Origin of the sequence: Sphingobacterium sp. UGAL515B_05 (assembly GCF_033097525.1) — a bacterium.
Classification (GTDB): Bacteria; Bacteroidota; Bacteroidia; order Sphingobacteriales; family Sphingobacteriaceae; genus Sphingobacterium.
The window spans coordinates 1,646,901-1,673,268 of sequence record NZ_CP109907.1; the positions used below are offsets into that span (position 1 = coordinate 1,646,901).

Below are 26,368 nucleotides of genomic sequence, written 5' to 3' on the forward strand. Positions count from 1 at the left end.
ATGTAAATTACTATACCCATTTTACTTACTGATAATTTTTGTTCTACTCAAAATTTCCAAATGCAAAAGTTCGGCTGTTATTGTACTTTCTGTCAATTTATAGGACTCAAATGCTTCAACTTCCATCTTTTTAGCAGCGTTTAAATCCGAAATCGCTGCATGTCCATTCGCAAAATCAGCTTCTACGGTTTTCAATTGTGCTTCCGTTAATGTTAAATTTTCTGTTTTCTTTTTCAAGATCGACATGGCATTAGTCAATTTAACATAAGAATCGATAATACGGACTTTCTGCTCGTCAAACCATTTCTCCATTTCCAATTCGGTAGAACGACGTTGCATTTTTTGTCGTTTGACACGATTAGATCGATCAAACACATCATCAAATGGTACTGAAACCGTTCCGCTTACAAATAGTGCATTTTGTTTCGCCCCAGAATATTGGTAAAATAACGGTGTGTTTTGATCTGTAAACATTGAATTAACTCCTATATTACCATATTGCCATGATCCACCGACTTTAAAATATTTTAGCCAGCTTCTCTTCTCGGATTTTAATAGATTATCCTGCTCCATCATCTTAGATTCAAACATCTCAACACTCGGACTCCTTTTGGCATTCTCAAAAAGTTCCTCCAGCGAAGGAAGCAAAAGTTTAGAATAATCCAGTCCGTTCACTCCCTGTAGAACACCTTGTCCATAGCTGAGTGAGCCAACAGTGATTAAAAATAAAAATAGGGGGATAATTTTCTTCATCTTTAGAAAACAACATTTTATAGGCATTAGCCAGTTATATTTTTTATATTATTTAATCGATTAAAATCAAAGATAGTCTAGACATCCGCTTTTTGAATAAACGCAGAAAATGTCTTATACAAAATCTTCAAATCCATCCACATCGAATAATGTTTAGCATAATCAATATCAAGTTGAATGCGTTCCTGATCGGACATGCTTCCATTATCTCCTCTCTTTTCTACTTGCCATAATCCTGTTATCCCCGCAGGAGCCATAAAACGTTCGACACTATCGTCTGTCGTTAACATCTCCGCCTCATACAAAGGCAATGGTCGATTTCCAACAATGGACATATCCCCTTTAAGTACATTAAACAACTGCGGAAGCTCATCCAGACTATATTTGCGGAGAATGCGTCCCACGTTGGTTACTCGTGGATCTTTCTCTAACTTAAAGAATGCTGCCTTCTTTTGTTTATTTCCAGTATCGGCACCTTTAACAACCACCTCGTCATCAATAAGCACCTCACGAAGTTCATCTAATGTGAAATACTGCGCTTCACCACTGTTATGTGTACTGAAAACAATTGGAATAACAGCCTGCGTTGTATCAGCATACTGATTGAGCGCCATATATTCCTTCAATCGTTTATCTGCATCCGGATACATAGATCTGAATTTATAAAAATCAAACATAAAATAACCCGAACCAATCCTTTTGGATTTATAAACCGCCGAACCTTTACTTTCCAATTTGATTGCACAATAGACGAATAAAAGGATCGGTGACAGGAATAAAATCAACATCGATGATACAACGATATCAAAAATCCTTTTACCAAAAGGAATACCAATTTTAGGAAAAGAAGGTGTAAGGATTTCAAATTTTTCAGTCTAGGATGTAGCTTCAAAATATAAATGTATATATTTTCTTACCGACTGAAAAACATCCGCATTTGCGCGAGGACTGATTGTGTTTGTAACCCCAGCATCAAAATAAGATTGTTTCTCAAAACGGGAAAAGTCATTTCCAACCAAGATAATTAAGGTATCTTTGCCATGCCTGACCAGTTTACTCAATTGCGCCAGATCTTTGGCAAGGTTTCTGCTTTTTTCGTAGAAGACCACAGAAAAGAATTGGCCTTTTTGCTCCTGAAAATACATATCCATGGCCTCGAAAGAATTAAAAAATTTCAGATCAATACCCAAGGTATCTTGGACTTGTTTATGAAAATAATCAAAAGTTTCGATATTATCACCAAAGTATATATAATCACTATATTGAGGCATTACTTTAATGCTTTTTTTATCCGCAATTTCAGCTCAAGCGGATTAAAAGGTTTCAAAATAAAATCTTCCGCTCCTGCTTCGAGCAAATTGATACGAGTATTTGAATTATCTTCACCAGACAAAAAGATAACAGGAATATCTTTCAGAAACTCGTTTTGCTTAATCATAAGCAGCAAGTCATAGCCATTCATTTCAGGCATAGTATAATCAGAAAGAATCAAATCGACGGCATTACCATCTTTCAACCAATTATATGCATCCATTGCGTTATTAAAGAAGCGAAAGTCATAATCAGCACTTAGGTACAACGTAATCAACTGACCTATTGCTGGCTTATCATCAATTATTACAATCTTTTTTTTCATGAGATTTTACGTTCTTTAACGGTAATTAACCAGACAAATTGTACGCTTTTAATAACAAATTATTGGATCAAAGCACCCCATGGCTGGGGTACTTTGGGATTCCAAAATCTTTATTCCTTTTATATAAATTATCTTCTATTTTATATACCAATTGGTATCCTGAGAACCTCCGCTCAATGCCCAACTTTGAAATTTAGGATAGACTCCGGTTATTTTTTTATATTCATTTGGATAAACAAAAGAAACAGGTATAGATAATCCCCACGGCTCGCCTTTTGATGATTTAAATGGATCGTTAGCCGAAAGCTGACCTTTTGCAGTTTGATTCTCTACTAACGCTTTATTCATTTTATCGGTTGCTTTATATCCAACCAAATGGATTTCAGTACGCGAACTAACCTTATATCCGTTTGTAATGATAAAAGAGTTCAAATCAGCAAATGTGAAATTATCCAAAGGAGTATTAAACTCTATTGTAATCTCCGATTCAACAGGCTGAAAACTACCATTTTGTGTAGAAATGAATTGTGTATCTGAAATCCCAAATGCCTTATGCGCATCATCACATAATGTTACTACAGCATACTTTTGATTGGATTCGACACCGTTGGAGCCCAATGGCAAATTTTGTCCAACCAAATTCATATTTGTATATTTTACAGATTTCACATTGGTCGCCAATATGCCATCCAACTGAATAGCTGCAGCAAGTCTATTTTTGGCACCGACAGATCTAATTTTATTTACTAATTTTAGTTTAGTAATTTTATTCGCAGAATTTTGAACTTTTGTGATAGCCACATCCACCACAAAGTCATTCATATCATAGTCCCCGATTGATGGCCAATTATCTTCAAAAGCATACGAGTAAGTACCCAATTTGACTTCTGTAACGGTTTGATCATTTGGATTACCGCCAGCTGCATTATTACCACCAGCATTACACGAAGTACCCGAAATTACAACTGTTGATTTATCATAAGGAACTAATTTGGCCGGACTATTGACCACATAATAAGTATTATATTGCTCATTGGCCGAATGATCTGAACAAGCAATTTCCAGGTTACCAGAATAGGTAATTGCCATATTTTGACCTTTTACATCCACTTTTTTTAAGCGGGCCAGTGCCTGACCAGAAGAAGGTCCTTGCATTGTACTTGCCTGACTATTAAATTTAGCTAATGTATTTACATCCAAAATTGCAGAAGCCGCCAAATTTATACTAGTACCACCGGCACTTAAGTTGTCGATGCTTAGCAATGATCCTGATGCAACTGAAATTTTAGCACCGTTTGTTGTCATCGTCTTGATATAGGTATGACATACAGCCTGTAATGTCGCATTTGTAAAATCGCCTTTATTTACATTCAATGTTCCCTCATTCCTAACCACAGTACCATCTGTGGTGCTAGTTAAAGTTTGGATTGTCGCCACACCATAGTTGTTAAAACTACCGTTAGTTATCACAGCTTCATTAACATCCAATGTCCCATAATTGATATAGAGCGAACTGTTTGTTGTTGTCATTTTAGACAAAGAGGCAGCCCCATAATTTTCAAACCTACCGTTGGTATTTTGGGTAACATGAGCTAACTGAATTGAACCAGACTGCGCCACTATTAATGTATTATTACCCCCCAAATTGAATTCATTGCCTGTATTTTTCCATACCCCCTGAACATATATTTTCACATTACTCGAACCATTATTGGCGTTAATGGTACCTGTAAATGTTACTCCAGATTTGATGACATATGATTTATTTGATTCAACATATATAGAACCATTACCATTTATTTCAACAGCATCGCTAGGAACGACTACGGTTGCAGCTTCTGCAGTAGACGCTGCTGCCTTCAAGCCTCCACTGGCAAGCAAGGCAGACGATGTAGAGCCACGCAAAACACTCGCTTTGCTAGCTGTTGAAACTTGTGCACCATCGACGCTGATTGTATTTTGTTGTCCAACTTCAACCATACTGATTGCAGCAACACCCAGCGGAGAGGTTTCTCTCAAATAGATGTATTTCGCTACGGTTGGAATCATTAGCTTGCCAACGAAATCTTGGCCAGACTTTGCCTGTCCTGCAGCCAAAAGGTTCGCTCCGGCACCAAGTGCTGGATCATTATCAAAAATCTCCACCCGATAGAAGTATTTACCGCTAAATTTATCATCAACGGCAATACGCACATCTACAGCTCTCGCCGAATTCCACATAAAATCAGTTGGAATACTACCCCCATCAGGAAACAAGGACAAAGAATCAGATCCTTTTTCGGTTTCGTTGTACAAATCTTTTACTTTTGAACAACTTGCCCCGAAGAGCGTAATCCCTGCAAGACCCACCAAGAAGAGATTTAAGCTTTTTCTGTTATACATAATTAAATAATAATAGATCAATACCAAACAGCCCCATCATAGATGTCACAGGACTTTAATACTTGGCTTTGTGAATAATATTAAGGCCGAACTGTTTAAAGCAAAGATATAACTAATTCCACTTACAATGGGATAAAATACACAACTACAGTATAAATCACAAATCTTGTAGCGCTTCAACTACAACGGAGCATAGCGAACTACAAATGAGAGTTAATAACTAACAAAAATATATTTAACTATAAGGGTTATTTCTGCCACCTCTTTCGGTACTCGGTCGGCGTCAAGGTGGTTTCTTTCAAGAAAAAAGTACTGAAATTATTGACATCTGCATAACCAAGTTCCCAAGCAATCTGTTTGATGCTCATCGACGATTCAACGATAAGTTTCTTACTAACACGCAGCAATTCTTTAATGATAAGTTCTTTTGGCGTTGCTCCCAAAATTTCTTTCGTTAAGTTGGTTAATTTTTTATTTCCGACATGGAGTTGTTCGGCATAAAAGGCGACCTGCTTTTCTTCTTTTACATGTTTTTTGATCAGTTCCTGAAAGAGTGTTATCAGTTTTGCATCAGCACCATGACACACTAATCCATTTGACGGCCTATCCTCAGCAGAAATTGCAGCAAGGAGCACAATCTGTTTAACGATATTATGCGCTAAATCGCGATAAATTGCCAGATTATAGTTCTGCTTAGAAAGCTTAAGTTGCATGCTTACAAATTCGTAATAGCTTGCGTATTCTTCAGGAACACGCAGCACACGGTAGGTATATTCGTTTTTATTGAATGACTTAAAGTTATGCAGAAAAGCGGTATCTATCTCCGTACGCGCAAAAAAACTTTCTGAAAAATAAATAATAAGAAACGATCGCTGTTCTTTTGGGTTAGCTTCAATTTTGATACCTCTTGGAATTAACACCAAACAGAATTCTTCGATTTCTGTAACCTGATTATTGATCTCCACGCTACAGCCACCCTTTGACACAAAAAGAACAACATAATTTTCTTTTGCTGTTGCATCCGCAATTTCGGAAGGCTCCTGCGCTACACCAATGACCCGATGAACTCCAAATTCCATATTTTTATCTAATGCATATAAAGCCCGACAAGCATTTCATATTACTGAAATACGGGCAATTTAGGAAATAAAAACCAAACACAAAAAATTCATTTCCGAAGAAACCATGCGTTTGCTATATGCTTTTTTAGAGCGCAACAGTAAAATCCGGACAATCTTTACAGAGGACGATCTTCAACTAATTTTGGGCACGATCAAATCTACCAATATTCTATAAGGGACACTAAATGAAATAGATTAAAATAGGTTGGCAAAACAAATATTAGAGAAATATCAATGCATAAACCTCAAAAAATCTTTTATTTTACAACAAAAAAATAATTTAGTTTAAACATCAGACATTTCCACAATCTTCATCCCGAGACTAATAAGCCTGTTTTTTAACACTTCTTAACACAATAACATAAAGCAATAAAAGTTTAGTTGCAACTGCAATTTTCCTAAAATGAAACAAAAGAAAATAATAAAATGAATTTAAATTTTAAAACAAAACAAACATCTTGTCTCTTTAAAATATAACACGACCATTTAAATATTGAAAATCAATAAATAAATAAGACTAAAAAAGAGAAATAGAAGGATACTTAATGACTATAAAGAAATAAAAACGAGAAAAACACATATCACAACAGGAAATATATTTCCAAATAAATCTTAAAATTTTGAATAATTAGACCCTAAAAATAAATTGTTCAAACATATTAATTATAAAACAATAATTACACAATAAAAATATTTTGAAAAAATGATAAACAAAATAAAAGATGACTTGTTAATGAGAAAGATGGCAGGAAGAACGCCAGCTTCAATCGGTTTAAATCCAGTTTTAAGAGCAACAAAAGAGAATAAACCGATACATCTTATAGAATAATAACAATGAAGAAAGTTGTTTTATCACGAAATCAATAATAGTCTAAAAAAAAGTTTACAATTTTTTTTTGCACAAGTTGATATTAAGTCGTAATATTACAATTCGATTCGGGAAAAGTATTACTAGCCGATAGCAAAATAAGTATTAACAATTAAATTAGGAATCAACAAACAGACAAAAAATTTAGGAGCACCTAAGTGATAACAGCAATATATTGCCTATACGCAAAGGCAAGCCGTTATACGCTTAAGTATTTCTATCAAATAAATGAGGGTTAAATTGTCCATTAAATTTAAACCCCATGCTGGTAACAGCATGGATTATCCAAATAATATTATCATGAATAAGAACGCAAAAAAAATGTACGTCGCTCCGTCCATCAAGGAGCACGTAGTAGAGCTGGAGCAAGGCATTGCTGCTGGCTCGGGAACAGCAGGATCTTCTAGTCCTTCAGTGACAGACGTTGAAAGTGCCGACGGTGGCCAAGGTTGGGACAATAGTAGCTTTTAACATTATGAAAAAGATCAACAATAATTTAGCAAATAAATTTGCTTTAGCTGCATTTTTAGCTTTAGGAACATTGGCTGTTACAACGAGCTGTAGCAAAAATAACAATCCCACCGAGGAAATTGCTCCAGATGGCAAAAATCAAGTAATTGTGCGCATTGCAGGACTCAACGAAAATACAGAGAACATTTCAACTAAAGCGAGCAATACAAACAGTACCAAGGCCAGTGAAAATTTACTTAAATTGGTAGAAGGAGACGAATTTGACGCTATCGTTGGGGTTACAAATAGCTCCTCTGCTTCATCCGGCTTGAAAGCTTCATCTGGATCACGCGCAGCAACTACTGCTTTAGCTGCAACAACAACGTATAGTCTCTATTTTTATAAGAAAAATCCTGACAACAGCTATTCTTTTGTCAAATCAGTGCCATTGACTGCTGGAGCAGTGGGTACTATTGATTTACAGAATGGTTCGTATAAATGGTTAGCAGTCTCGTACAACAATACTGATGTATTACCAATTGGTGCAACAGCAACTACGGTACCTACTACCACGACATTAGACTTAACTAAGGATGTGCTAATAGCATCTAGCACATCGGATTTAGTGATAAACAGTAATTCAGTTCCCTTAAACATCACTTTTAACCGCGTATTTTCAACTGTTACTGTCGAAGTAAATACTTTGGGTATGTTTGCACCGATGACCGCAAATCCAACAATAGCAGTAAGTTGCCCTAACGGTATTAAAACTAAAACAATCGATTTTAGCACCGGGAATCTATCGTTGTCAAACGTATCAAATCTTAACCTGACTCAAGCAGATTTCACCGATGTTTCTCCAGTAGGAACTGATGCGTATCAAAAAGTTGCGACCTTTAAAACTGCAGAACAATCTGAATTAACGGTCAATGCGCAAATATCTCAACTTAAAATCAAAGTTGACGACGGCTCTACCCGCAATTTTGGTGCATCCCTGTCAAATCAGAATATCAAAATTACGCCTTTAGGTGGTAAAAATCAACGCCTTTTAGTAGGCCTAGCAGAATCAGCACTTAATTACGGAACAGTAGGAGGCAGCACTGTACAATGGGGAAGATCAAATCTGTACTACCGAACAGGGGGAGCTCTGAATGCGACACCATATCGTTTCTACCATACTAACCCGAATCAACCTGACGCAAATGAAAGTTTCTTCTCATTCAAAGGTCATCTTCCACGCACTTTTGCAAGTACGGTTGCTGCAAATCAGAAAGATCCTTGTGCCCTGGTTTATCCTGCAGGTTTATGGAAAACCCCAACGTCCAACGAGGTTGGCGTACTAACTTCAAATAGCGGAGTTGTTGACGGATTATTGGGTGATATAATAGGGCTACTTCTTAAACCTGGAACACCTGGCGCAACAGCTGGTTCAAACTATATGGATTACACAGGAGGTACCGGTGTACAAGGCTCAGTTTATCCAACAGCGACAAATAGGTTACGCTTTTACAACAACGGAGTAGCCACTCCTATCAGTATTGTAAGTGGCTTAGTTTCACTCAATTTCGGAAGCGGGGGCGTAGGTCAAACTGCAGCGTTTTGGTCAAGCGACCAACTTCTAACCGGTGATCCGCTTCTTAGCCTACTACAAGCAGCAAGCGGAGCTGCATCTGTCGGCGCAACAAGTTATATCGGCGCAACCCGAACTAGCCTTGTCCTAGGAGATAAGGCAGTAGGAACAAAATCTGCAGGATTATTAAATATCAATGCTTTAGGCTTAGGTGTAATCGCATCAGATTTTATGAACGTACGTTGTACACGTAATGCCAGCTGGAACGGAAGTGCTCCGGGATATAATCCAATGCCAGCTTTGTAAAAAGAAGCTTAGAGACCGGCGCAAGTTAATGCTTATTTAATATATGCAAGTTTGACATTTGAAAACCGTAATAACCAGCTTTGGATTAGCATAATTTAGCACTCTGAAATATCACTTAAAGAGGTTCACTACGCGAGAACAAACTAAAAATAGTAATAATTGAAGCTTAGGCAACCAAACGAAGACGGCTAGAAATTCTAGCCGTCTTTTTTTATGAATGTTGTAGCCCATCAACTACCGCGTCAATTTTTACACGATAATCGTAAATTTTTACCGGAGAATTTCAATAATATTTTTTTACATTTGGGCCATCAAGTCATTTTTTTTGCGTTCGACTTGATAATATTAATGGATATAATGGGGCGAAGGCGTTCGCCCCATTTATTTTTATCCCCTTATAAACCTCATTAAAGCACCAATTTCCTGATTTGATCTGATCTCAAATTCCAACCTTAAATTATTATGCGCGAAGCGGACTGACCTACCCGATTTAGCTAATCTGCTTGATCAGCATGAATTTCATCAATGGCAAAAAGCGGTCTGCGATGCCGCGAACCTTCAAACCAATGTGGAAATTCTTGGGAAAAGGAAATTTTCACTTTTAAAAAACGTCCTTTTTGTCGTTTTAAGCCAAATGAAACTGGGTGACATATTGGACCTTCGGCAATAAGACCAGTATCAATCTTATATTTCCCGATGTTCACGTACGAAATATTATCTTCTGAGGATTCTACCGCTATTCCATCCGGAAGGAAAAGATAATGCGCCGGATCAAGTAGAAAATTAAGCTGAATTTGCGAAGCCATTCTTTCATTCGGAAAAGGAAAAGTAATCTCGACATCCTTACTATCAAATAATAGCCAATTGTAACTGTAATCTGTCGTTCCCGACAAGCCATCATTCAGTGTTGTTTTTCCATTGGCGGGAAAATCTTCCAAGAAAGAAGGTTTAAACTGAGGATTTATTCCTTGGAGCAATGAAGGTAAATAGGGTTTATTTAATAGTGTTAGCCATTGCTGCCGGTAGTGCTCAAGACTACCACCAGTTTCAGCCAATTCGATAGCTCCGCCTCGAAGTGCATGGTGCAAAAACTCATCAATGCGCTTCATCCAATTAGGATTGACCACCCACTGACCATCAGCTTTCCTGCTTAAAAAGCCGAATGGATGATCACCATAAGCCTTTGACTGCTCCAAAGCTGCATACTCGAGACCTAAAGCAATCAATTTCACGCGACTTAAAAATTTCTGATCTCCAGCTACAGCTTTTTGCGCGTTATTCACAAGTTCCTTAAAAAGTCTCATCTTTTCTAAACTTAGATATCCATGTCGCGAAAGGATGGGATTACCATATATATCAAGCGTCGAGCGGCTTGTTTTGCGAGCATCAATAAGTTGTTTTAGATACTTTTTAATATCCTTTGATGCGGCACCATAATAACCGTCCAAAAAATTCTCTTCCACCTCAGCTTGATCTAGCTCAGGATTCCATAGGATTTTGGCCTGCAAATAACTGGCATAGGCGGACATATCAGCCAGCGTATGGCCAGATCCATGTTCAAAGATACCTTTTACACCATTTTGATACATATAGGCGATATTGCTCTGGTAATGATCATACATCGGAAAAGGATTTATATAAGCTGTAAATTGCGTGGTATAATCCCACACAAAAATATGCGATGAGATCTTCGACCAGTCATTGAGCTGGCGTCGAAAAGGAGCAGCTGTTGGATTAACCGCCAGGCCCTGCTCCCGCGTTGCATCTATCGTACTTAGCAACACATATACATTGTCCAATGGCCGAGTTATTTTGGGAGCTTCTGCGGTGTAACCATAGGCTAAGGTCGTAAAATTCTGTTCTGGAAATTGAGCCGCAATACGATTCACAAATCGGATTAGCGTACCCTGAGGCCCTCCCTCCTCCTGATCAACCTTTGTACAACGATCACAGGTACAGTAACCTTTTCCATCCATTGGCGCTATAGACCAATAGACCGCATCAGGATTATCGGCAATGGCCCGTCGAAAATAATTGATTGCAATTTTCTGGACGTCAGGATTTGTCAGACAGAGCTGTGTTGCACTGCGCTTTCCGTTTGTTAAAGCGAAATATTCAGGATGCTGCTGAAAATAGTCTTCCGGTGGTATAATTTTAAAAAATGAATGCCCCCATAAGCCCCACAGATCCTCAAATCGATGCAAATGATGCCAATCCAGGTATTCAGCATCCGCAGAAGCAGGGTAGTAAGACTCTCTATAACGTAATGCTGGTTCAAAACGCAAATTGAAATCCTGAGGAAGCGTCAGACTCGAACGCCTGGGAACCCATGCAGGCCCTTGATCATATTTCCGAGCGCCAAATTGCTTCTCGATAAGTTCATATACTCCATACAGTAGTCCTTTTCCTGAACCTCCAGTTAGATATACTTGCCCGTCCCGAACACTAATTTCAAAACCTTCGTTTCCAAGCCCAACCTTCTTTCCAATCCGCTGTTGATAAAAATTATTCCCGATATATACTACGTGTCTTTTCGTCCCAGAAGGGCTCGACAATATCGCTAATGGTACGCCAGTAATACGTTTAATATACTCCTGTAATACCAGAGCCGCCTTTCGTTCCAAATTTGATGGACGCGAGGAAATAACGATTTCAGTTTCGGCTTTCTTATCCCGAACGATGTCCACTTGCTGTGCCATACAGCTGCTAATGAACAGTAATCCAACAAGAACGAACAGGTTCAGTTTATAATTTGCATTCATCATCATCCCGCATTAAACTATACCGCCAACTCCACTTCTTGCTTATCCATGATGGCACAATCCACAAAAGAAGCTATCGTATCAAGTACGATGCGCAAGCGGCCCATATTTTCATAATAAGGTAAACCAAAACGCAGTACATGTCCAACCTTCGCTTCTATTCTACAGTGCTTAATGCATTTAATATGGATGTCTTTCTTTCTCAAAAACTCATACAGCGGATAAGGATCATAATCTGACACCAGCAGACTTACGACCGGAGATACATCATCTCCCATAAAACAGTGCGTAATGCCTGCATGGCCAAAGATCCCATTAAGCTCTCTTTTCAGATAAGCTGCCAGATAGGTACTGCGATCCAGGATCTCTTTCGGCCCAATTTCTCGATAACGTTTTAGGCTTTGCCTCAACCTTTCATACAATAAGAAATCCTGCCCCCCCGGAATACTGAACCCATGGGTTTGCGGATCTTCAAAAAGATGCTGCTTATTCCAATACAAGGCCCCGATCCAATTTGCAAAATCTTCTTTGAACCAAGCTAAACCACCACCCAATGGTCCATGCAACCATTTATGTGTACTCCCGATCAGTACATCGGCATCCCCAAAAGGAAGTTGCTGAATCCCTAATGACTGTGCTACGTCAAGAATCAGAATTGCATTCGGAACAGCCTTTTTTATATTGCTCAGGCGCCACTCGTCTTGCATCAGTTTTCCTGTGGGATAATAGACATGGGATAAGAACACGATGTCTGGTCGCATTTCGCGCAAGCATCTGTTAAATTCCTCCGTGTCATTAAGGACAACATCAGGGAGATAAGTGAGCTTATATTCTGGCAAATGTTCAAAGGGGCCAATACCGCCCGGATGTTCATGCTCACTTGTCAGGACCTGAAAACACCTCTTCCCATCCTCCTGCAACCTCCGTAAAATCACCAATGCCAATAAATTCATGGCCTGAGATGTGCTGGAAGTCACATTACAGCGATAACCGATAGCTGGCCACACTTTAGCACATTCCTCCTGTATGGCAGTAAAAGCTTCCCTCCCTAAAGCATATAAAGAAAGTGGATTGCCGTTTACCTGATTTTTGATGGTTTCGAGCCGATCCTGTGGCAACGTAGCCAGGCAGCCCGGATTCAGATTCACCCGGGTCGAAGGAAATGTATTATTTCTGATCTGATCCCAATACGCTTCATTTTCTATTTTTCGGACGGCATCTACTCTTTTAGGATCAAGATTTATCCCATCAGAACATTCGTTCCAGGCGCTATGGGGTGAAAAATGATGCGATAGAAGTGTACTATATTGTTTCTGTAAAAGACTAATGGATTCTCTTATCACGGTATGGAAATCGGTATGATACAAATAACTTCCCTGCAAACTTGTCTCAATGCTGTATATAGGTTTCTTGGCAGCACTTTCCCCTCTAAGATCGGAGGTAAAAGAAATCTTGGGATCCAACCCCATACCTCTGGCAATGTCAGCAATATCCGCCGCTAATTCATTGATGGAATAGTGTGTTTCTGTCACATGGTTCACCACACGATGTTCACCCATCGGTGGTATATCTACAGCAAATCGGGCCAGCGAATTGACCGCATCGTTCAACGCCATGAGTCCAGTACGCTGATTTCCGCTACCATAAACTGTCATCGGAGAACCAGCAACTACCTGCGCTATAAAACGGTTGGCTACCGTTCCAAATATCGGATCGTAATCAAAACGGGTAAAAAGATCGGGCGAGGCATCCATTTCGGATGTTAGCAGACCAAAGACCGTTGCTTGCATCACTTCCGTGATGCGAAGCCCCCAGGTACGCGCCGCCATCGCTACGTAATTCGAGTCATTTATTTTGGAAACATGATAAATATCGTTTGCCGCCCTAGGGTAAGGTAAAGGTGTCGACGCCAACTGTCCTTGATAACCCGGCTTAAAATAGCCTTCTGCGATCGGCAATCCGCCCTTGGCATATTCACCAAAAGATCCAAGCTTAATAATATGGGCTTGCGGAACATACTCGCGTACTGCCCAGAGCAGACGCATATTTCCTTCTTCATTGTTACGGATGGTGTAAAGAGCCTGTTGTAATCCCAACATCGAATAACTCGCCGAACACTGCTGTGCGAGATGATAAATCGTATGCGGCCGTTCCCGGCGAATCAGTTCTGCCAATTCGTCCGAACAAACCTCAGCGTGCACAGCGCACATATTAGCTAAACCATATTTTTGGCCAAATACTTCGATACGACTTGAGAGATGCGGGATCTGTAACCAAGGGCCAAATCCGAGATTGGCAACCGTGCTTTTGCGCCAGCCATTATCCAGCAATATAATTTTTTGGTCTGGATGGTGCAGCGCTAACTTCATGGCTAGCGGCCAGCCCAAATACCCTTCGGCGCCTAAAATTAAAATTGTACCATTCATTGTTCAGTTATTGGCTAGAGTTAAAATTTCACCTGTAAAGCAAGCAGTAGATCGTATTGATTACGAAATGTTGCCATACCAATTTTTTGACTCGTGTACGTACCATTTATACCTATCGATGTACGATAATTTATTGTACGTCTGTATCCCGCGCCCACACTTCGACTCATAACACCACCCAATTCAGGCAATAGAATAAGCCTGCTTCTGTCGTCTGGTGAAGTTCCAAGTCCAAAATTTGCCTGCAATAAATCGGCTTCAGTAAGCTCATATTTTGCGCCTGCCTGAAAAGCAAAGTAGAAATCCTTTTCCTCCTTGATGGCAAAGATTCGTGCATTCAGCAGAAAAGGGTCAAAACTTTTGCTCGCACCAGCAACCACTGATACCGCTTTGATCGCGACAACTTCCAGAAAACGCGCCCCAATCTCTCCTTCGAAACCTTTTCCGAGCTGCCGATAAAGCGAATAGGCCATTCTATATTTGGGGAGCAACACATTATTGGATATACCTATCGAAGCATTCCAGTAAAGTAATTTATTCGCCGTATACGTCAGGTCGCCTTCTCCCATAATGCCCGTACCAGATTGCCTTCCTGTGAATAACAGCTGTGCACCATAGCTTATTTTTGGCGACAATCGACGGGTGTAATACAGTGTCGCAATACGGTATGCAGGTGGTGCTAGATTATCATCAACACCTGAAAAGGAGCTATTCAGCAAAGAAATTCCAAAAGCGTTCTGCATGGTTTTACTTCGCAAAAGAGCTGCATATTCCCTGTGCTTCCGTAGATCGAAGCGCTTGGAGAGCGTATCGGCAAAATGTGCCGCTTCAACAAACCGACCCAAACTGTCGAGTACGATTACTTTCTTTAGGAGAAAAGGTTCTGCATACTCAAAATGCTGTAATGCCGTATCCACACTCTGCAGGGCATATACAAAGTCTCCTTTTGCCATCAGAAGGTTTATTTTATTACTATAGGCTAGCGAATCTGTTCGATTGTCCTTGAGCACGCGATCAAAACAAAAGATTGCGCTATCGGCTAATCCTTTTTTTTGAAAAGCCAATCCCGCCGACATCCATGCATCCTGTACCATTGTACGGTACTTTTGATTGTACGGATATTCTGTCCGCAGCATAGTGGCGACCTGAGCAGCTGCCATATACTGCGTACTATTATGAAGGATTGAAGCTTTCTTCTGAAGAAATTCGCGGTCACCCGGATAACTTTGCAGGGCCTGCTGAACAACGAGCAAAGCTTCCGGATAGCGTCTTCTGAGGTCAAGAATATTAGAAAGGTAGTGTAGGGCTTCTTTATTATCGTTGTCTTCAATGAGTAATTGACGAAGATGCGTTTCCGCTTCTCCGTACTCTTCCACCAGTATACAGGCATTGGCTGCGGCCAGCTTTTGCTCCAAATAAAGCGATTTAATTTTCGGATTTCCCGGATAACTGGCGTAAAGTTTTTCGCTTAAGGCTACAGCCTGCTGTATTTTGCCCGATTGTGCCAGGAAACCCGCTTTTTTTAACTGTAAATCGATATCATTTGGATAATAACTGATCGCCTGCTCCAATTCTCGAAGGGCCGAGGATAAATTATTTTGCAGGATAAGAGCGGAAATACGCCCTTGCAGAGCTGGCAAATTGCTCGGATCTAAGTGAAGCGTACGATCGTAGTAAACGATGGCGCTGTCGGCTTGTTGCTGTTGCAAATAATAACTCCCACAGGCATTGATCATTTGCAATGCTTCTGATCGGAAAGCTTTATCACCATTGCTCCCATAGAGCTTAACAGCAATATCTGCCGCTGTCTGATAGCGATGTAGCTGATATTCGAAATCCATTTTTCTGCGCAGTAGTACACGATCGGCTGCATTTCGCTGTAAGGCACGGTCTACCCAATACAGTGCCTGTGTCGTCTCCCCCCGAGAAGCGGCTATGCCCACCACCTTTTCCAAGGCTTCCCGATCGCCTGGATTCTGATCCAAAATCGACTGATAAAGAGCATAAGTATCTGTGTTCTGATAATATCCGGCGGCTTCTTTCCGTAAACTATTGTTTAGGTCAAGGGCTTTTTTATCTTTCGGATAATAGCGTAAGATCAGGCGTAACACTTCTAGTGCCTCTGCATAACGATGTGATTCCTGTAGCAGACTGAGCTTTTGGAATAACGCTTTGTAAGATTTACTATCGCTGTTCAATATCGCATTTGCCTTGGCAATTCGGGCATCATAATCACCGCCTTGGGACACAATATTGTTCATTTTTTCGATGAGATCTGTATTTTTCGGCGCGAGTTCGAGCGCCTTTTCATAATATGAATTGGCGAGATTATCCATTTTATTTCCTTTATACCAATCCGCTTTTGCCTCATAATGACCGGCCATAGCAAATCTTACGCTCCCATCGGTCGGAAAACGCCGTATAAGAACCTGTGCCCAGGAATCTCCATCCTGATAGCGTTTGAGCATATCCAATATATTAAGCTTTTTGATCCCGAAATCTTTATTGGTAGCAAAACGCGCCAATCCCATTTCGACGTACCTCAAAGCTTCAGCAGGTCGATTTTTTGATAAATAAGAACCTATAATATAATAATAAACATCTTCATATTGGGGCGAAGCACGCAGGACCAGTTGTGCAGTACGGATCGACTGATCATATTGTTTCTGCGCCATATAGATTCGGGCGAGTTGCACCTGCGCATCGATATGGGCTGGATTGAGCTTTATGGTCTCCTCCAATGACTTTAAAGCTTTCTGCTGTTGAGCAGATTTAATGTCTACCAAAGCCTGCTGGTACAATTTTTCGGCACGCACGGAATTCCAGGTCTGCGCTTGCAGGACAGGTGTAGACAACAGGAAGAGAATAAAAATAGTATAACGGAAATTCATAATAGCTTAAGCTTGATTTTTGTCGGAAGATTTTTGGCTTGCAAAACCTTTACGCTGCATATTTCCCCACACCAGCTTTTGCCTGAACATGGACTGTATGTAGCCTTTAATACTAAAAAAAACAATGAGCGGATGATAAATAAACGGCTCAGCAAAGGCCGTTAGGCAAAGGCCTATCACCTCACTCGTTTTGCGGTAATGCCTTTCAATCAATTGATCCCACAGTACGGCAATGGAGCTTACCAAGACGGAAAACATATAAAGAAAAGCGAGTAATGTAAATGTATTTTCCCAATTGATGGCGCCTATTACAATAAGATAAATGTAAAACAGCAGCCCCAATACCTCGAAAATAGGCGCCAAAAACTCAAACAAGAAATTATAAGGAAAGACTATCAGCCCGAGCCTTTTAAACTTAAAATTAAATAAAACATGACGGTGGAGCAGCATGATCTGGATCAATCCCCTAGCCCAGCGTACACGTTGTCTACTGAATACCGGCAAGGTTTGTGGTCCTTCCGTCCAGCACAATGAAACAGGAATATACCGAATCGCATATTTGTGATTATTCTGGATCATGTAAACACTCATGCGCGTCACCATATCAATATCTTCGGCAAATGAGCGCGGATCATAGCCCCCTACTTTCACCGCAATATGTTTATCAAAAAGGCCAAGTCCTCCAGATACATTTGGAACACAATTAATTGAGCTCCAAGCCATTTTTGAAAGCAGGTATGCACGAATATACTCCAGCTCCTGAAAACGTGGGAGTACTTTATGTGGCGGTTTAAAGCGTGTTATTACGCCGTTATCCACTTCAGACGAATTGATCATCCGCAGGGGCGCCCCCACCGCTATGACCCGCCGTTGATTGTTCTCCACGTGGATGTATCCGGTATCGGGTATCACCTGAATGTCTTTTAGGCGGCTCCGGCTCTTTTCGTCTAAAATGGGACGCATTAATCTGGAAAGTGTGTCTTCATGCAGGATGCAATCTACATCGGTACAGAGAAAATAATCAAATTTTGAGGCATTGATACCGGCATTCGAAGCGTCTGCTTTGCCTTTTCCGTTCTCTTTATCAATGACTAGCAACTTTTCGTAGGCACGATTAGTAGATCGAAAAAAGCGTTTTACAGTCTTCGTTTTGATCTTTTCATTGTAAGGGAGATCTACTTCCTTAAGTTCGAAATGCTGCACCAATTTTTCCAATGTATCATCCGTACTACCGTCATTGACAATAATAACTTCGTATAATGGATAATTCAGATGCATTAATGCATACACATTATCAATGATGGTCAGGCCCTCGTTGTAAGCCGGAGCAATGACCGAGATGCCCGGTGAAAGTGGGCTCGAAATTACATTTTGGGTATAGTGCTCTCTATTTTTCCGTCTATATAACATAATTCCCTTATACGATAGCACCGCCATGATGACATAGATCACCATGGTCAGGCTACTGTAGGAAAATATAAAAAGTTGGAAAACGTCAATTATATCTTGGATCATATTGGATGCGTTATTGTTCGTGCAGATAATAGTTTAAAATGCGCTCTTTTCGTGAAGGCAGATGTAAAGGATTCCAGGCCAATTGTTTGTTGCGTACTAAACGGGCGAGTATCGCGGCAACATGATTTTCAATTTCAAAATCAAAGGCCGATTGAAATTGTTCCGTCAGAAATTCCATGGCTCTCGGCGTTCGAAACATGCCGAGCGAAAACAGGATTTCGCACTGGCAGTCTACCGGCTGGTTCGGATACATTTTAATCAGCGTTTCCTGTGTATGTACAGCCCTCAAATGCCCCAGCGCATTGATGGCATGCGAACGCAGGCTATGGTCGTTCACATTGAGCAATCCTTCAATACTGTCGATAGCCTCCAGACTCTGCTCGTGCGCGGCAAGCTTCATGCAGCAAATAACAACTGTTTTGTTGCGCGAATAACGGATCCAGTTGGCAAAATTGGATTTTACGGTATCGCGGGATTGTTCGAGAATCCGAAAAAAACCGATCAATTCCCAAATACTCAAGGGATCGCGCACTTCATCAAAAAAGCGGAAAGGCTCATTCTTGCTGAAACGCATGAAAGCGCTTCGTGCGGCAGAGCGCAGTTCAGATTCTTCACTGAGATTGAATCGGAGAATATCAATATCGGAGATCGCGTAGTCCATTAGCGTCAGCTCGTGCAATCCCTGAACATTGCGATACCATTTGCGCGATTTCATCTTTTGCAATGAATCCAGATTTAGCCCAAGAAGCACATAGATACGATGAAGAATCAGCGCATTTGTTCCGGCCACATGCCATCGGAGACGGATCAAAGTATCAATTAGGGTCTGGCGGTTTCTTTTGTCCATCAGCGCCAACTCATCCAGCACCGCCTGATCAATGGATACATGCGCACTTTCATTACCCATTTCCTGAATAAACTGCGGCAGTATACGATCTTCGATCAGTTGGTCAAGCTTATTTTGCCGACGCTGTGCTTTTGCCGTTCGGAAACGGAGTACCATGATCACAGCATAAGCGACAAAAGTTCCAATAAAGGATGTTGCCACAATCCCCTGAATCACCGCAATAAAAGTTTGATCTACCGTCATACCTTAATTTTCAGCAAGGGCAACACGCGTTTGTATATTCCCAATATCGATCCCGACCGGCAATTTGGACTGATCCTGAATGTAACGCATGGAATTGAGTAAATACCCTTTTACAGCGAGGGATTCAGGCTGGTCGACAATTTTAACACCGGCAATATCCCCAAACTCTTCGAGAATACAGTCGATGAGATCGCCGTAATGCGCCCCACCACCACATAGAAAGATTCGATTTGATTTAGCTAGATTTCTATCATTGACCACATCACCCAAAGCTGGTGACACAATTTCGGCATAATAGGTCTGTATCGCCTTTTTGCGCAGTCCCTGAAGGTCAATTTTTTTACGGTTAATATAGAGGTAGCCGTTTCGAAAAGCCTCATCGAGCTGCTGAATGCTCTGAAAAGAGAGGTCATACGTCTGCTGCAGCTGTTCGCGGAGGATATTGACAGCATAATGCATACCCGGAGCACTCCCCATCGCATTTTCTACTACGCCTTCATCGGTACTTAGCCCAGTTTCCAATGTACCAAACCCAAAACTAAAAACGAAGAAAGCCCCCCTTTCACAACTTTCTCCTCTGCGCAACGCCACCATACAACTCACCACCTCCGGCAAAACGTCAATATGCGCGACCTCAATTGGTAATATACCGGATCCGTCCTCACCATAAACAGCGGGATCCGACTGGATAATATGTTTACCACGAAGCGTTTGTTCGGCTGCTTCTCGATACAAGCGATAGGTGCTATTGGGCAAGCCGATGGTTACCATAAGCGGAGTGTCGGCGTTGACACCACTGCTTAAAATTGCTGCCTTAAACAACAATTGGCATTCCAATGATTCCGGAGATGCATTCAGCGGTCTTCTAGGGCTATTCCCTTCATTTAGTGCTAATTTACCACAGATATACCACTGCTGCCCCATTTGTATTTTCAAGCCGGTCAATAGTGAATTGGCGGTGTTTACCAAGGGGGAATTTGTCGCCTGCATTAGGCTTGAGAATGACTGTATTGTATACATAAAATTTTTCGTGTACTAATTATTTACCACCATCGTTTACCTGACATGACTGGCAACTTCTGTGTGGCCGCTAGTAAAACAGGTTGTTCAGGTACGATATCTATTGCCAAGATTTCTTCCCTTGCCACATATTCAGCGACAAAAAGCTCATTCATCGCATCTTCTTGCGCACGTACCACCGCCTGCATATCTATCTTTTCCTGTACCTCTTCTATCTCATGCATATCTACCAACTCCTCCACAGCTATTAGATCCTGTACAGAAACTATTCCCTGCGGTTGTTCGGAATGAGCTATTTTAGCATTTTGCAGGAAAGAATCTAACTGCATTTGATGCGGCTCGGCTTCGTTGTTCTGGCTCTCGGAGATATTTACGACCTTAGACGAAACTTCTGGAAGTATTTGTCCAGCACCGTCCTTATCACCTTCCATGATTAGCTTCAGTCTTTCCAATAGTTTTCCCACGACCAGCGGTTTTTTAAAACAATCTTCACGCACAATTTCCAGTCCCTCACGGATATGGAGATAACTCATGTTGGATGTGATAAGTGTCCTGGTGCGCGGCGATTCCTTCATCACCTTATTGATAATTTCATATCCATTTGCATATTGCATATGCATTTCGGTAATGACGATATCATACTGATAGTCCTTCGCTTCCAGAAGGGCAAAGGCTTCTTTTCCATTGGCCGCGGAATCCAGCTGAAATGCTTCATTGGAGAAAACATTTGAAATTATTTTTCGCATGAGCAGATCGCTGTCTGCATGCAATACCGAAAACACCCTACATTGCTTAGGTGGGAGATCATAATTTTGCATACTTTTAATTAAATAGATTAAGTTGCTTTAAAATGGCATCACAAATTTAAAAATACAAGCAAAGTGATTACCTACCCATAAGGGTGGTTTTTACAAAAAAATTTAGCTTAAAATAGGTGTTTGTCGGTAAGATATAATTTTCTTAAGATGCTCTTAAGAAGATCTCAAAAACAGATAGTGTACACACCGCATAGTTAATCCATCGATTGAAACGAGCAGCATATTTTCTTTAGGTATTGTTTTTCACGAAAAGAAGTTCTGTCAAATCGGTTTATTATATTTCAGCATAAGCTCCGAACGGCTGTTAACCTGTAATTTTCCATAGATATTCCTAATATGGAATTTCACGGTATCTACACTAATAAATGCAGTTTCAGCAACTTTTTTATAGGTATACCCCTGTTGCAAAAGGGAAACAATTTCGATCTCGCGAGGGGTAAGCTGTTCGCGATGCCGGTAATCGACTTTATGCTCGAGTGCTGGGTTAAAGTGAGATATGACCATACGAGCCACCTGCGGACTCATCACCGAACCTCCCTTCATGACTTCCACAAGCAACTGCTCCATCTCCGGTAACGGCGTACTTTTAAGCAGGTAGCCGGCGGCACCCGCACAAAGTGCCTGAAATATATGTTCTTTATCATCAAACACCGTAAACATAACGACTTGTATATGCGGAAATTTGCGCTTTATATACCAAGTTATTTCAATGCCATTTTTATTCGGTAGTCCGATATCGCAGAGCAGCAAATCTAAACATTCAGGACTCCAGTTCGCTTCCAGCAGCTCATCAAGTTCACGTGCAGCAACCACCAGATCAAACTGAGTGTTATCCTCGAAGTAAGATTTTAATGATTCGAGAACAGGCGTACGGTCTTCTATGATTGCAAGTCTAAATTTAGTGTTTGGCATAAAAAATAAAGATAAGTGTATTTTATTTTAAGTAGTATAATTTTGATTTTTTATTTCCATCCAGCATAAACCACAGGCTAAACAAAAGAAAGCAAAAACTTACCCAGACCAGCTTATCCAGACTTTTAAGAATATAGGCCTCCTGACTGCTGTTAAGGATAATGGCTAACACGATACTACATTGCAGCAGAAGATAAATGCTGTAAACGCTGTTAAAAATCAACACTTCTCTTTTTGTGGCTTTCGCATCTACATCTGCATTATAATATAACCGCCATTGTCCAATAATATAAGCAATAGCGAGTCCAAATCGCAGCATATAATGTAGTTGTTGATCCACAAAACCATAATGGTGCTTAAATCCTAGGGGGATGTCTTCCACCAGCATCCTAAGCAGTTTTTTCTGTTCTTCTAGCGGGGCTATTGCATACGGAATGACATCAATCAATCCAAAGCAAAAGGGCAATAAATGTAGTAGCCAATATTTAGGCAGTGTCGCATTGGGATTAAATTTGAGCCAAACATAAAAATAAAAGCAGGGGCCCACCAGATAATAAAAGGGTATTCCTTTGTTATAAATACGCGGATAATATTGAATTTCCCCCGTATAGATCATGCAATAGATCATGACATGCCAAATTAAGGCCATCACCCCCACACTGATCAGTAGCTGTCCTATATCTCTGTATTTAAAAAAACGATAAAAGCGGAATAAAAGACCTGATATGCAAAAAGCTCCCCCCAATATAGCGAAGCTCAAACTTATCCAAAATTGGGGGTTATGCTGCATCATATCAATTAAAAAAGTCAAGAAAAAGTTTATTCACGTTGAGTTTCGCAACTAATTGAATACGATAATGTGTTGTGGACTTTTCGGCTTCGAATTTAGCCCCTATCGCCTCTGCCCGACGTTTCATGTTTGCCGTACCCTGACCATGTCTCAGATACTTCGTTGGCGAGATGGTTCCTTCCTTCAATTGTATGGTATTACACAACCTTAAAATCAGCTGATGACGGTCTATTTTTAAAAATATATCAACTTTCGCATTAGGGCTGTGCTTGCAGATATTATGCAAGGCTTCTTTAAAGATGAGATATACATTCTGACGTACATATTGAGGCAGCTGGTCAGCACTTTGCAGATTTATATCAAATTTGACATCGACATCCTGCATCGGCAGGATCTGCGAAACCAAAAACCTCATCCGGTCTTCTAAGCTTCCCTGACTATTATTGCGCGAGTCTATTGCCCAGATGACATCATCCATCGTTTGTACCGCCTCCCGGCTATAGGCTGCAATTTTTTCTAGCGACTGATGCCGTCCTGCGGACTGCTGACCTATAGCCATAAGATCAGTCTGCATCGCAATTCCTGTGAGCAGGCCGCCAACCTCGTCATGCAGATCGCGCGCGAGTTCCAGCCGGAGCTTTTTATCCCGCTTGAGCTGCGAAGATCGCATAATAGCAATGACATAAAGAACAACGCCCAGCCCTAGGGTTACCAGCACATAAAAAAGCTGTGTCTCATAAAATTTCGGCTTTTTATAAAACAGCCACCGCTTGGTTTTCACACTTAGACCATTGTCGCTTATCGTCTTCAATTCAAGTTCGTACTCGCCTGTTTTCAGATCGGAGAGGTTAATTTCTCCCGATGCCGGCACTTCCTGAAAGGATTTAATGAGAGGCCGGAGGCGAAAGTAGATTTTGTAATTTTGCTTATAAGCATCTATTTTTGCTATCCTAAGATTTGCAAATTCAATTTTTTTGTCGAAAATCAGCGTGTCCTGACCATCCTTTGGTGTAAAAGAAGTTACGATATTCCCGGAGCTGGTACCCATAGAAATTGTTGACAATACCGGCGGAGGCACTGTTTCCTGCTTCAGATTATACAAAAACTGCTGCGGCTGGATGGCAATACAGCCGAGTACACCACCAATAAACAATTTCCCTTGGAGCTTATCATCGAGTATAGAAGCCTGATTAAATTCTTCAAATGGCAGCCCATGCATCGCATAAGCATTATAAAAATTTTTACCGTCCCAGACCGACAGGCCCCGGAATGTCCCCAAAAACAACAGATCATCTACCCACGCCATATTAAAAACCACATTATGCGCTAACCCACCATTCGTATTATAGGTGTCAACATGTCCTGTACTGGCGTCGATGGCTATCAGCCCCTTTCCTTTTGTTGCCAGGAAAACCTTATTATGCCGAAATGAATGGCTATACACCTGGAGTTTCTCACTTTGTTGCGGATAAATTTTCCGTAGCTGGCCCGCCAAGTATTCAAAATATCCATTTTCGGTAGTGAATGAGATGACCTGTTGTCGTACTTGAATGGAATTGACTCGTTCACCCATCCCAACAAGCTTTCCCATCTTATCCCTTAATGGACTTACTGATCCCGTATCGCGATTGTAGATCCATAGCCCACATGAGGTCCCTATTAGATAGGTATTTTCCCGGTAGTGACAGAGACTGTACACCATGGTGGACAAATCTTCTAGAGTTCCCTTTGCCTTTTTATAAGATAAGGATCTAAATTTTCCATTGACCAGTAAACCAAGAAAGTTACCCTCCAACCCGACAAGCGCAGTATCTTTGTCGATTGGCAGAAAAGCATAATAATTATTGAGTGGGGCCGATTCTTTTATGGCAAGGTTATTTGACGTAAAATGTTTTAACGGGGCATAGCCGCCCACGTAGTACTTATCCTGCTGTTTTACGATTGCCCTAGCCGTACCCGTATTCCAGTAATTCAGCTCAAAGGTTCTTCTGGCAAGGCTATACAAGCCATTCTCTGTTGCACAGAGACCTTCGTGCCCATTAAAATCGAGCTGGTTGAGCCTTGATTTGAACAGACTGCTGCGGATATCGTGTTTATCCTGACGTAAGAGCTTCATTTCGAGGTTATTTCTAAATTCAAAATAGCGGCCATCACCGAAAAGGAAAATGATCTTTTCCGTTTCAGCAAAGGACCAATGGGCCCAATCGCGCATATCACCACTATTGAGGCCCTTCAGATGTAATTGGTGAAATTCCCTTCCGTCAAAGGTCATATAGCCTAATCCATAATTTCGCAGCAGCAGACCATTTTCCAATAAAAATAGATCATCCAGCTCCCGATAAACCCTTTTTGGCATCTGAACCTGCTGCGTTTTTCCCGATTTTAAATCTACAAAAAAGAGTAAGCTGTTGTAAGCAAACCAAAGCCTGCTTTCATCCGCAATAAGACTTTTACCTATCGGCCGTCGCAATTCCGATAAAGCGGGCTGAAACTCCATCAGCTTTTTCTTCCGAAAACCGCTGATCTGCCAGAGAATACCCGATCGAGTTGCCACAAAAAGGTTTTTCCCTTGATTAGATAGCGCAATGACATCCTCGCCCACGAGCCCTTTAGAAAACGTATCTTTTTCAATAAATTGCCATAGCTGTGTATCAAAGATGAACAGCCCATTTCTTGTCTCCAACCATAGCCGTCCCAAATCATCGGTGGTCAGTTTATTCACTTCCGTGAAACCTAAAGGTTCTGTATAAAGTTCATTAAATGCTTTTATTGCAACGCCATCATACCGGTAAAGAAGGCTTCCAGCAATAAACCAGATAAACCCTTGTTTATCGCGGGCCGCAGATTCTATATTACGGTGAAAGGGATCTATTCCCGAAAGAATCTCGATTTCAAAATAGCCAGAAGCCATTACCCTGTTAAAAACAGGCATAGCAAAGCAAGTGCTTAATAGCAATAGAATTTTTAGCGCTTTTTCAAACACAATCGACTAAGTTCAATAATATGGACAGATCAAATATAGCTATTTGAAAATAATTATATATTAATAATCGATATA

18 protein-coding genes are annotated in these 26,368 nt (G+C 40.8%); 2 read left to right on the forward strand and 16 right to left on the reverse strand.

Annotated elements, in window-relative coordinates:
* Nucleotides 1–21: 21 nt before the first annotated feature.
* The 6 genes from OK025_RS06590 to OK025_RS06615 all read right to left on the reverse strand — a co-directional run bounded on the left by OK025_RS06590 (nucleotide 22) and on the right by OK025_RS06615 (nucleotide 5,850).
* Nucleotides 22–753, reverse strand: a complete 732-nt coding sequence (locus tag OK025_RS06590) for a TolC family protein (protein ID WP_317668798.1) — start codon at nucleotides 751–753, stop codon at nucleotides 22–24.
* A gap of 77 nt (nucleotides 754–830) precedes the next feature.
* Entirely contained in the window at nucleotides 831–1,613 is a 783-nt protein-coding gene (locus OK025_RS06595; protein WP_317669761.1) for a sugar transferase, read from the reverse strand.
* Nucleotides 1,614–1,628: 15 nt separating this feature from the next.
* A complete protein-coding gene (locus OK025_RS06600) occupies nucleotides 1,629–2,024 on the reverse strand; it encodes a hypothetical protein (RefSeq protein ID WP_317668799.1) in 396 nt (131 codons plus the stop codon).
* Nucleotides 2,024–2,389, reverse strand: coding sequence for a PleD family two-component system response regulator (locus OK025_RS06605; protein ID WP_205400120.1), 366 nt, complete (start codon nucleotides 2,387–2,389; stop codon nucleotides 2,024–2,026). Before OK025_RS06605 ends, OK025_RS06600 begins: the two co-directional genes overlap by 1 nt.
* 135 nt (nucleotides 2,390–2,524) lie before the next feature.
* Nucleotides 2,525–4,771 (reverse strand): LruC domain-containing protein, encoded by a 2,247-nt coding sequence (locus OK025_RS06610; RefSeq protein ID WP_317668800.1) that lies wholly within the window; start codon nucleotides 4,769–4,771, stop codon nucleotides 2,525–2,527.
* 248 nt (nucleotides 4,772–5,019) lie between these two features.
* Nucleotides 5,020–5,850: a helix-turn-helix domain-containing protein gene (locus tag OK025_RS06615; RefSeq protein ID WP_317668801.1), complete on the reverse strand. Its 831-nt coding sequence runs from the start codon at nucleotides 5,848–5,850 to the stop codon at nucleotides 5,020–5,022.
* Between the two features lie 1,210 nt (nucleotides 5,851–7,060).
* Between OK025_RS06615 and OK025_RS06620 the strand changes: the two genes are divergently transcribed.
* Nucleotides 7,061–7,231 carry a hypothetical protein gene (locus tag OK025_RS06620; protein ID WP_293887240.1) on the forward strand — a complete coding sequence of 57 codons (171 nt, stop codon included), beginning with the start codon at nucleotides 7,061–7,063 and terminating at the stop codon, nucleotides 7,229–7,231.
* Nucleotides 7,232–7,235: 4 nt separating this feature from the next.
* Complete coding sequence (locus OK025_RS06625) at nucleotides 7,236–9,086, forward strand: hypothetical protein (RefSeq protein ID WP_317668802.1); 1,851 nt, start codon at nucleotides 7,236–7,238, stop codon at nucleotides 9,084–9,086.
* Between the two features lie 494 nt (nucleotides 9,087–9,580).
* Here the strand turns inward: OK025_RS06625 and OK025_RS06630 are convergent, their stop codons facing one another.
* From OK025_RS06630 to OK025_RS06675, 10 genes are all read right to left on the reverse strand, one after another.
* Entirely contained in the window at nucleotides 9,581–11,785 is a 2,205-nt protein-coding gene (locus OK025_RS06630) for a DUF4838 domain-containing protein (protein ID WP_317668803.1), read from the reverse strand.
* 80 nt (nucleotides 11,786–11,865) lie between these two features.
* The gene (locus OK025_RS06635) at nucleotides 11,866–14,274 is read right to left on the reverse strand and encodes an aminotransferase class V-fold PLP-dependent enzyme (protein WP_317668804.1); all 2,409 of its coding nucleotides are present in this window, start codon (nucleotides 14,272–14,274) and stop codon (nucleotides 11,866–11,868) included.
* Nucleotides 14,275–14,294: 20 nt separating this feature from the next.
* Nucleotides 14,295–17,165, reverse strand: a complete 2,871-nt coding sequence (locus OK025_RS06640; protein WP_317668805.1) for a tetratricopeptide repeat protein — start codon at nucleotides 17,163–17,165, stop codon at nucleotides 14,295–14,297.
* Between the two features lie 6 nt (nucleotides 17,166–17,171).
* Nucleotides 17,172–18,680, reverse strand: coding sequence for a glycosyltransferase family 2 protein (locus tag OK025_RS06645; protein ID WP_075990655.1), 1,509 nt, complete (start codon nucleotides 18,678–18,680; stop codon nucleotides 17,172–17,174).
* Nucleotides 18,681–18,690: 10 nt separating this feature from the next.
* Nucleotides 18,691–19,770, reverse strand: a complete 1,080-nt coding sequence (locus OK025_RS06650) for a HEAT repeat domain-containing protein (protein WP_248932889.1) — start codon at nucleotides 19,768–19,770, stop codon at nucleotides 18,691–18,693.
* Nucleotides 19,771–19,773: 3 nt separating this feature from the next.
* Nucleotides 19,774–20,790: a ParM/StbA family protein gene (locus OK025_RS06655; RefSeq protein WP_317668806.1), complete on the reverse strand. Its 1,017-nt coding sequence runs from the start codon at nucleotides 20,788–20,790 to the stop codon at nucleotides 19,774–19,776.
* Between the two features lie 23 nt (nucleotides 20,791–20,813).
* The gene (locus tag OK025_RS06660) at nucleotides 20,814–21,608 is read right to left on the reverse strand and encodes a response regulator (RefSeq protein WP_317668807.1); all 795 of its coding nucleotides are present in this window, start codon (nucleotides 21,606–21,608) and stop codon (nucleotides 20,814–20,816) included.
* A gap of 261 nt (nucleotides 21,609–21,869) precedes the next feature.
* Nucleotides 21,870–22,520 carry a response regulator transcription factor gene (locus OK025_RS06665; RefSeq protein WP_317668808.1) on the reverse strand — a complete coding sequence of 217 codons (651 nt, stop codon included), beginning with the start codon at nucleotides 22,518–22,520 and terminating at the stop codon, nucleotides 21,870–21,872.
* 22 nt (nucleotides 22,521–22,542) lie between these two features.
* On the reverse strand, nucleotides 22,543–23,313 hold the full coding sequence (locus OK025_RS06670; protein WP_317668809.1) for a hypothetical protein: 771 nt from the start codon (nucleotides 23,311–23,313) through the stop codon (nucleotides 22,543–22,545).
* A gap of 1 nt (nucleotide 23,314) precedes the next feature.
* Nucleotides 23,315–26,242 (reverse strand): histidine kinase, encoded by a 2,928-nt coding sequence (locus OK025_RS06675; RefSeq protein ID WP_317668810.1) that lies wholly within the window; start codon nucleotides 26,240–26,242, stop codon nucleotides 23,315–23,317.
* Nucleotides 26,243–26,368: the final 126 nt, after the last annotated feature.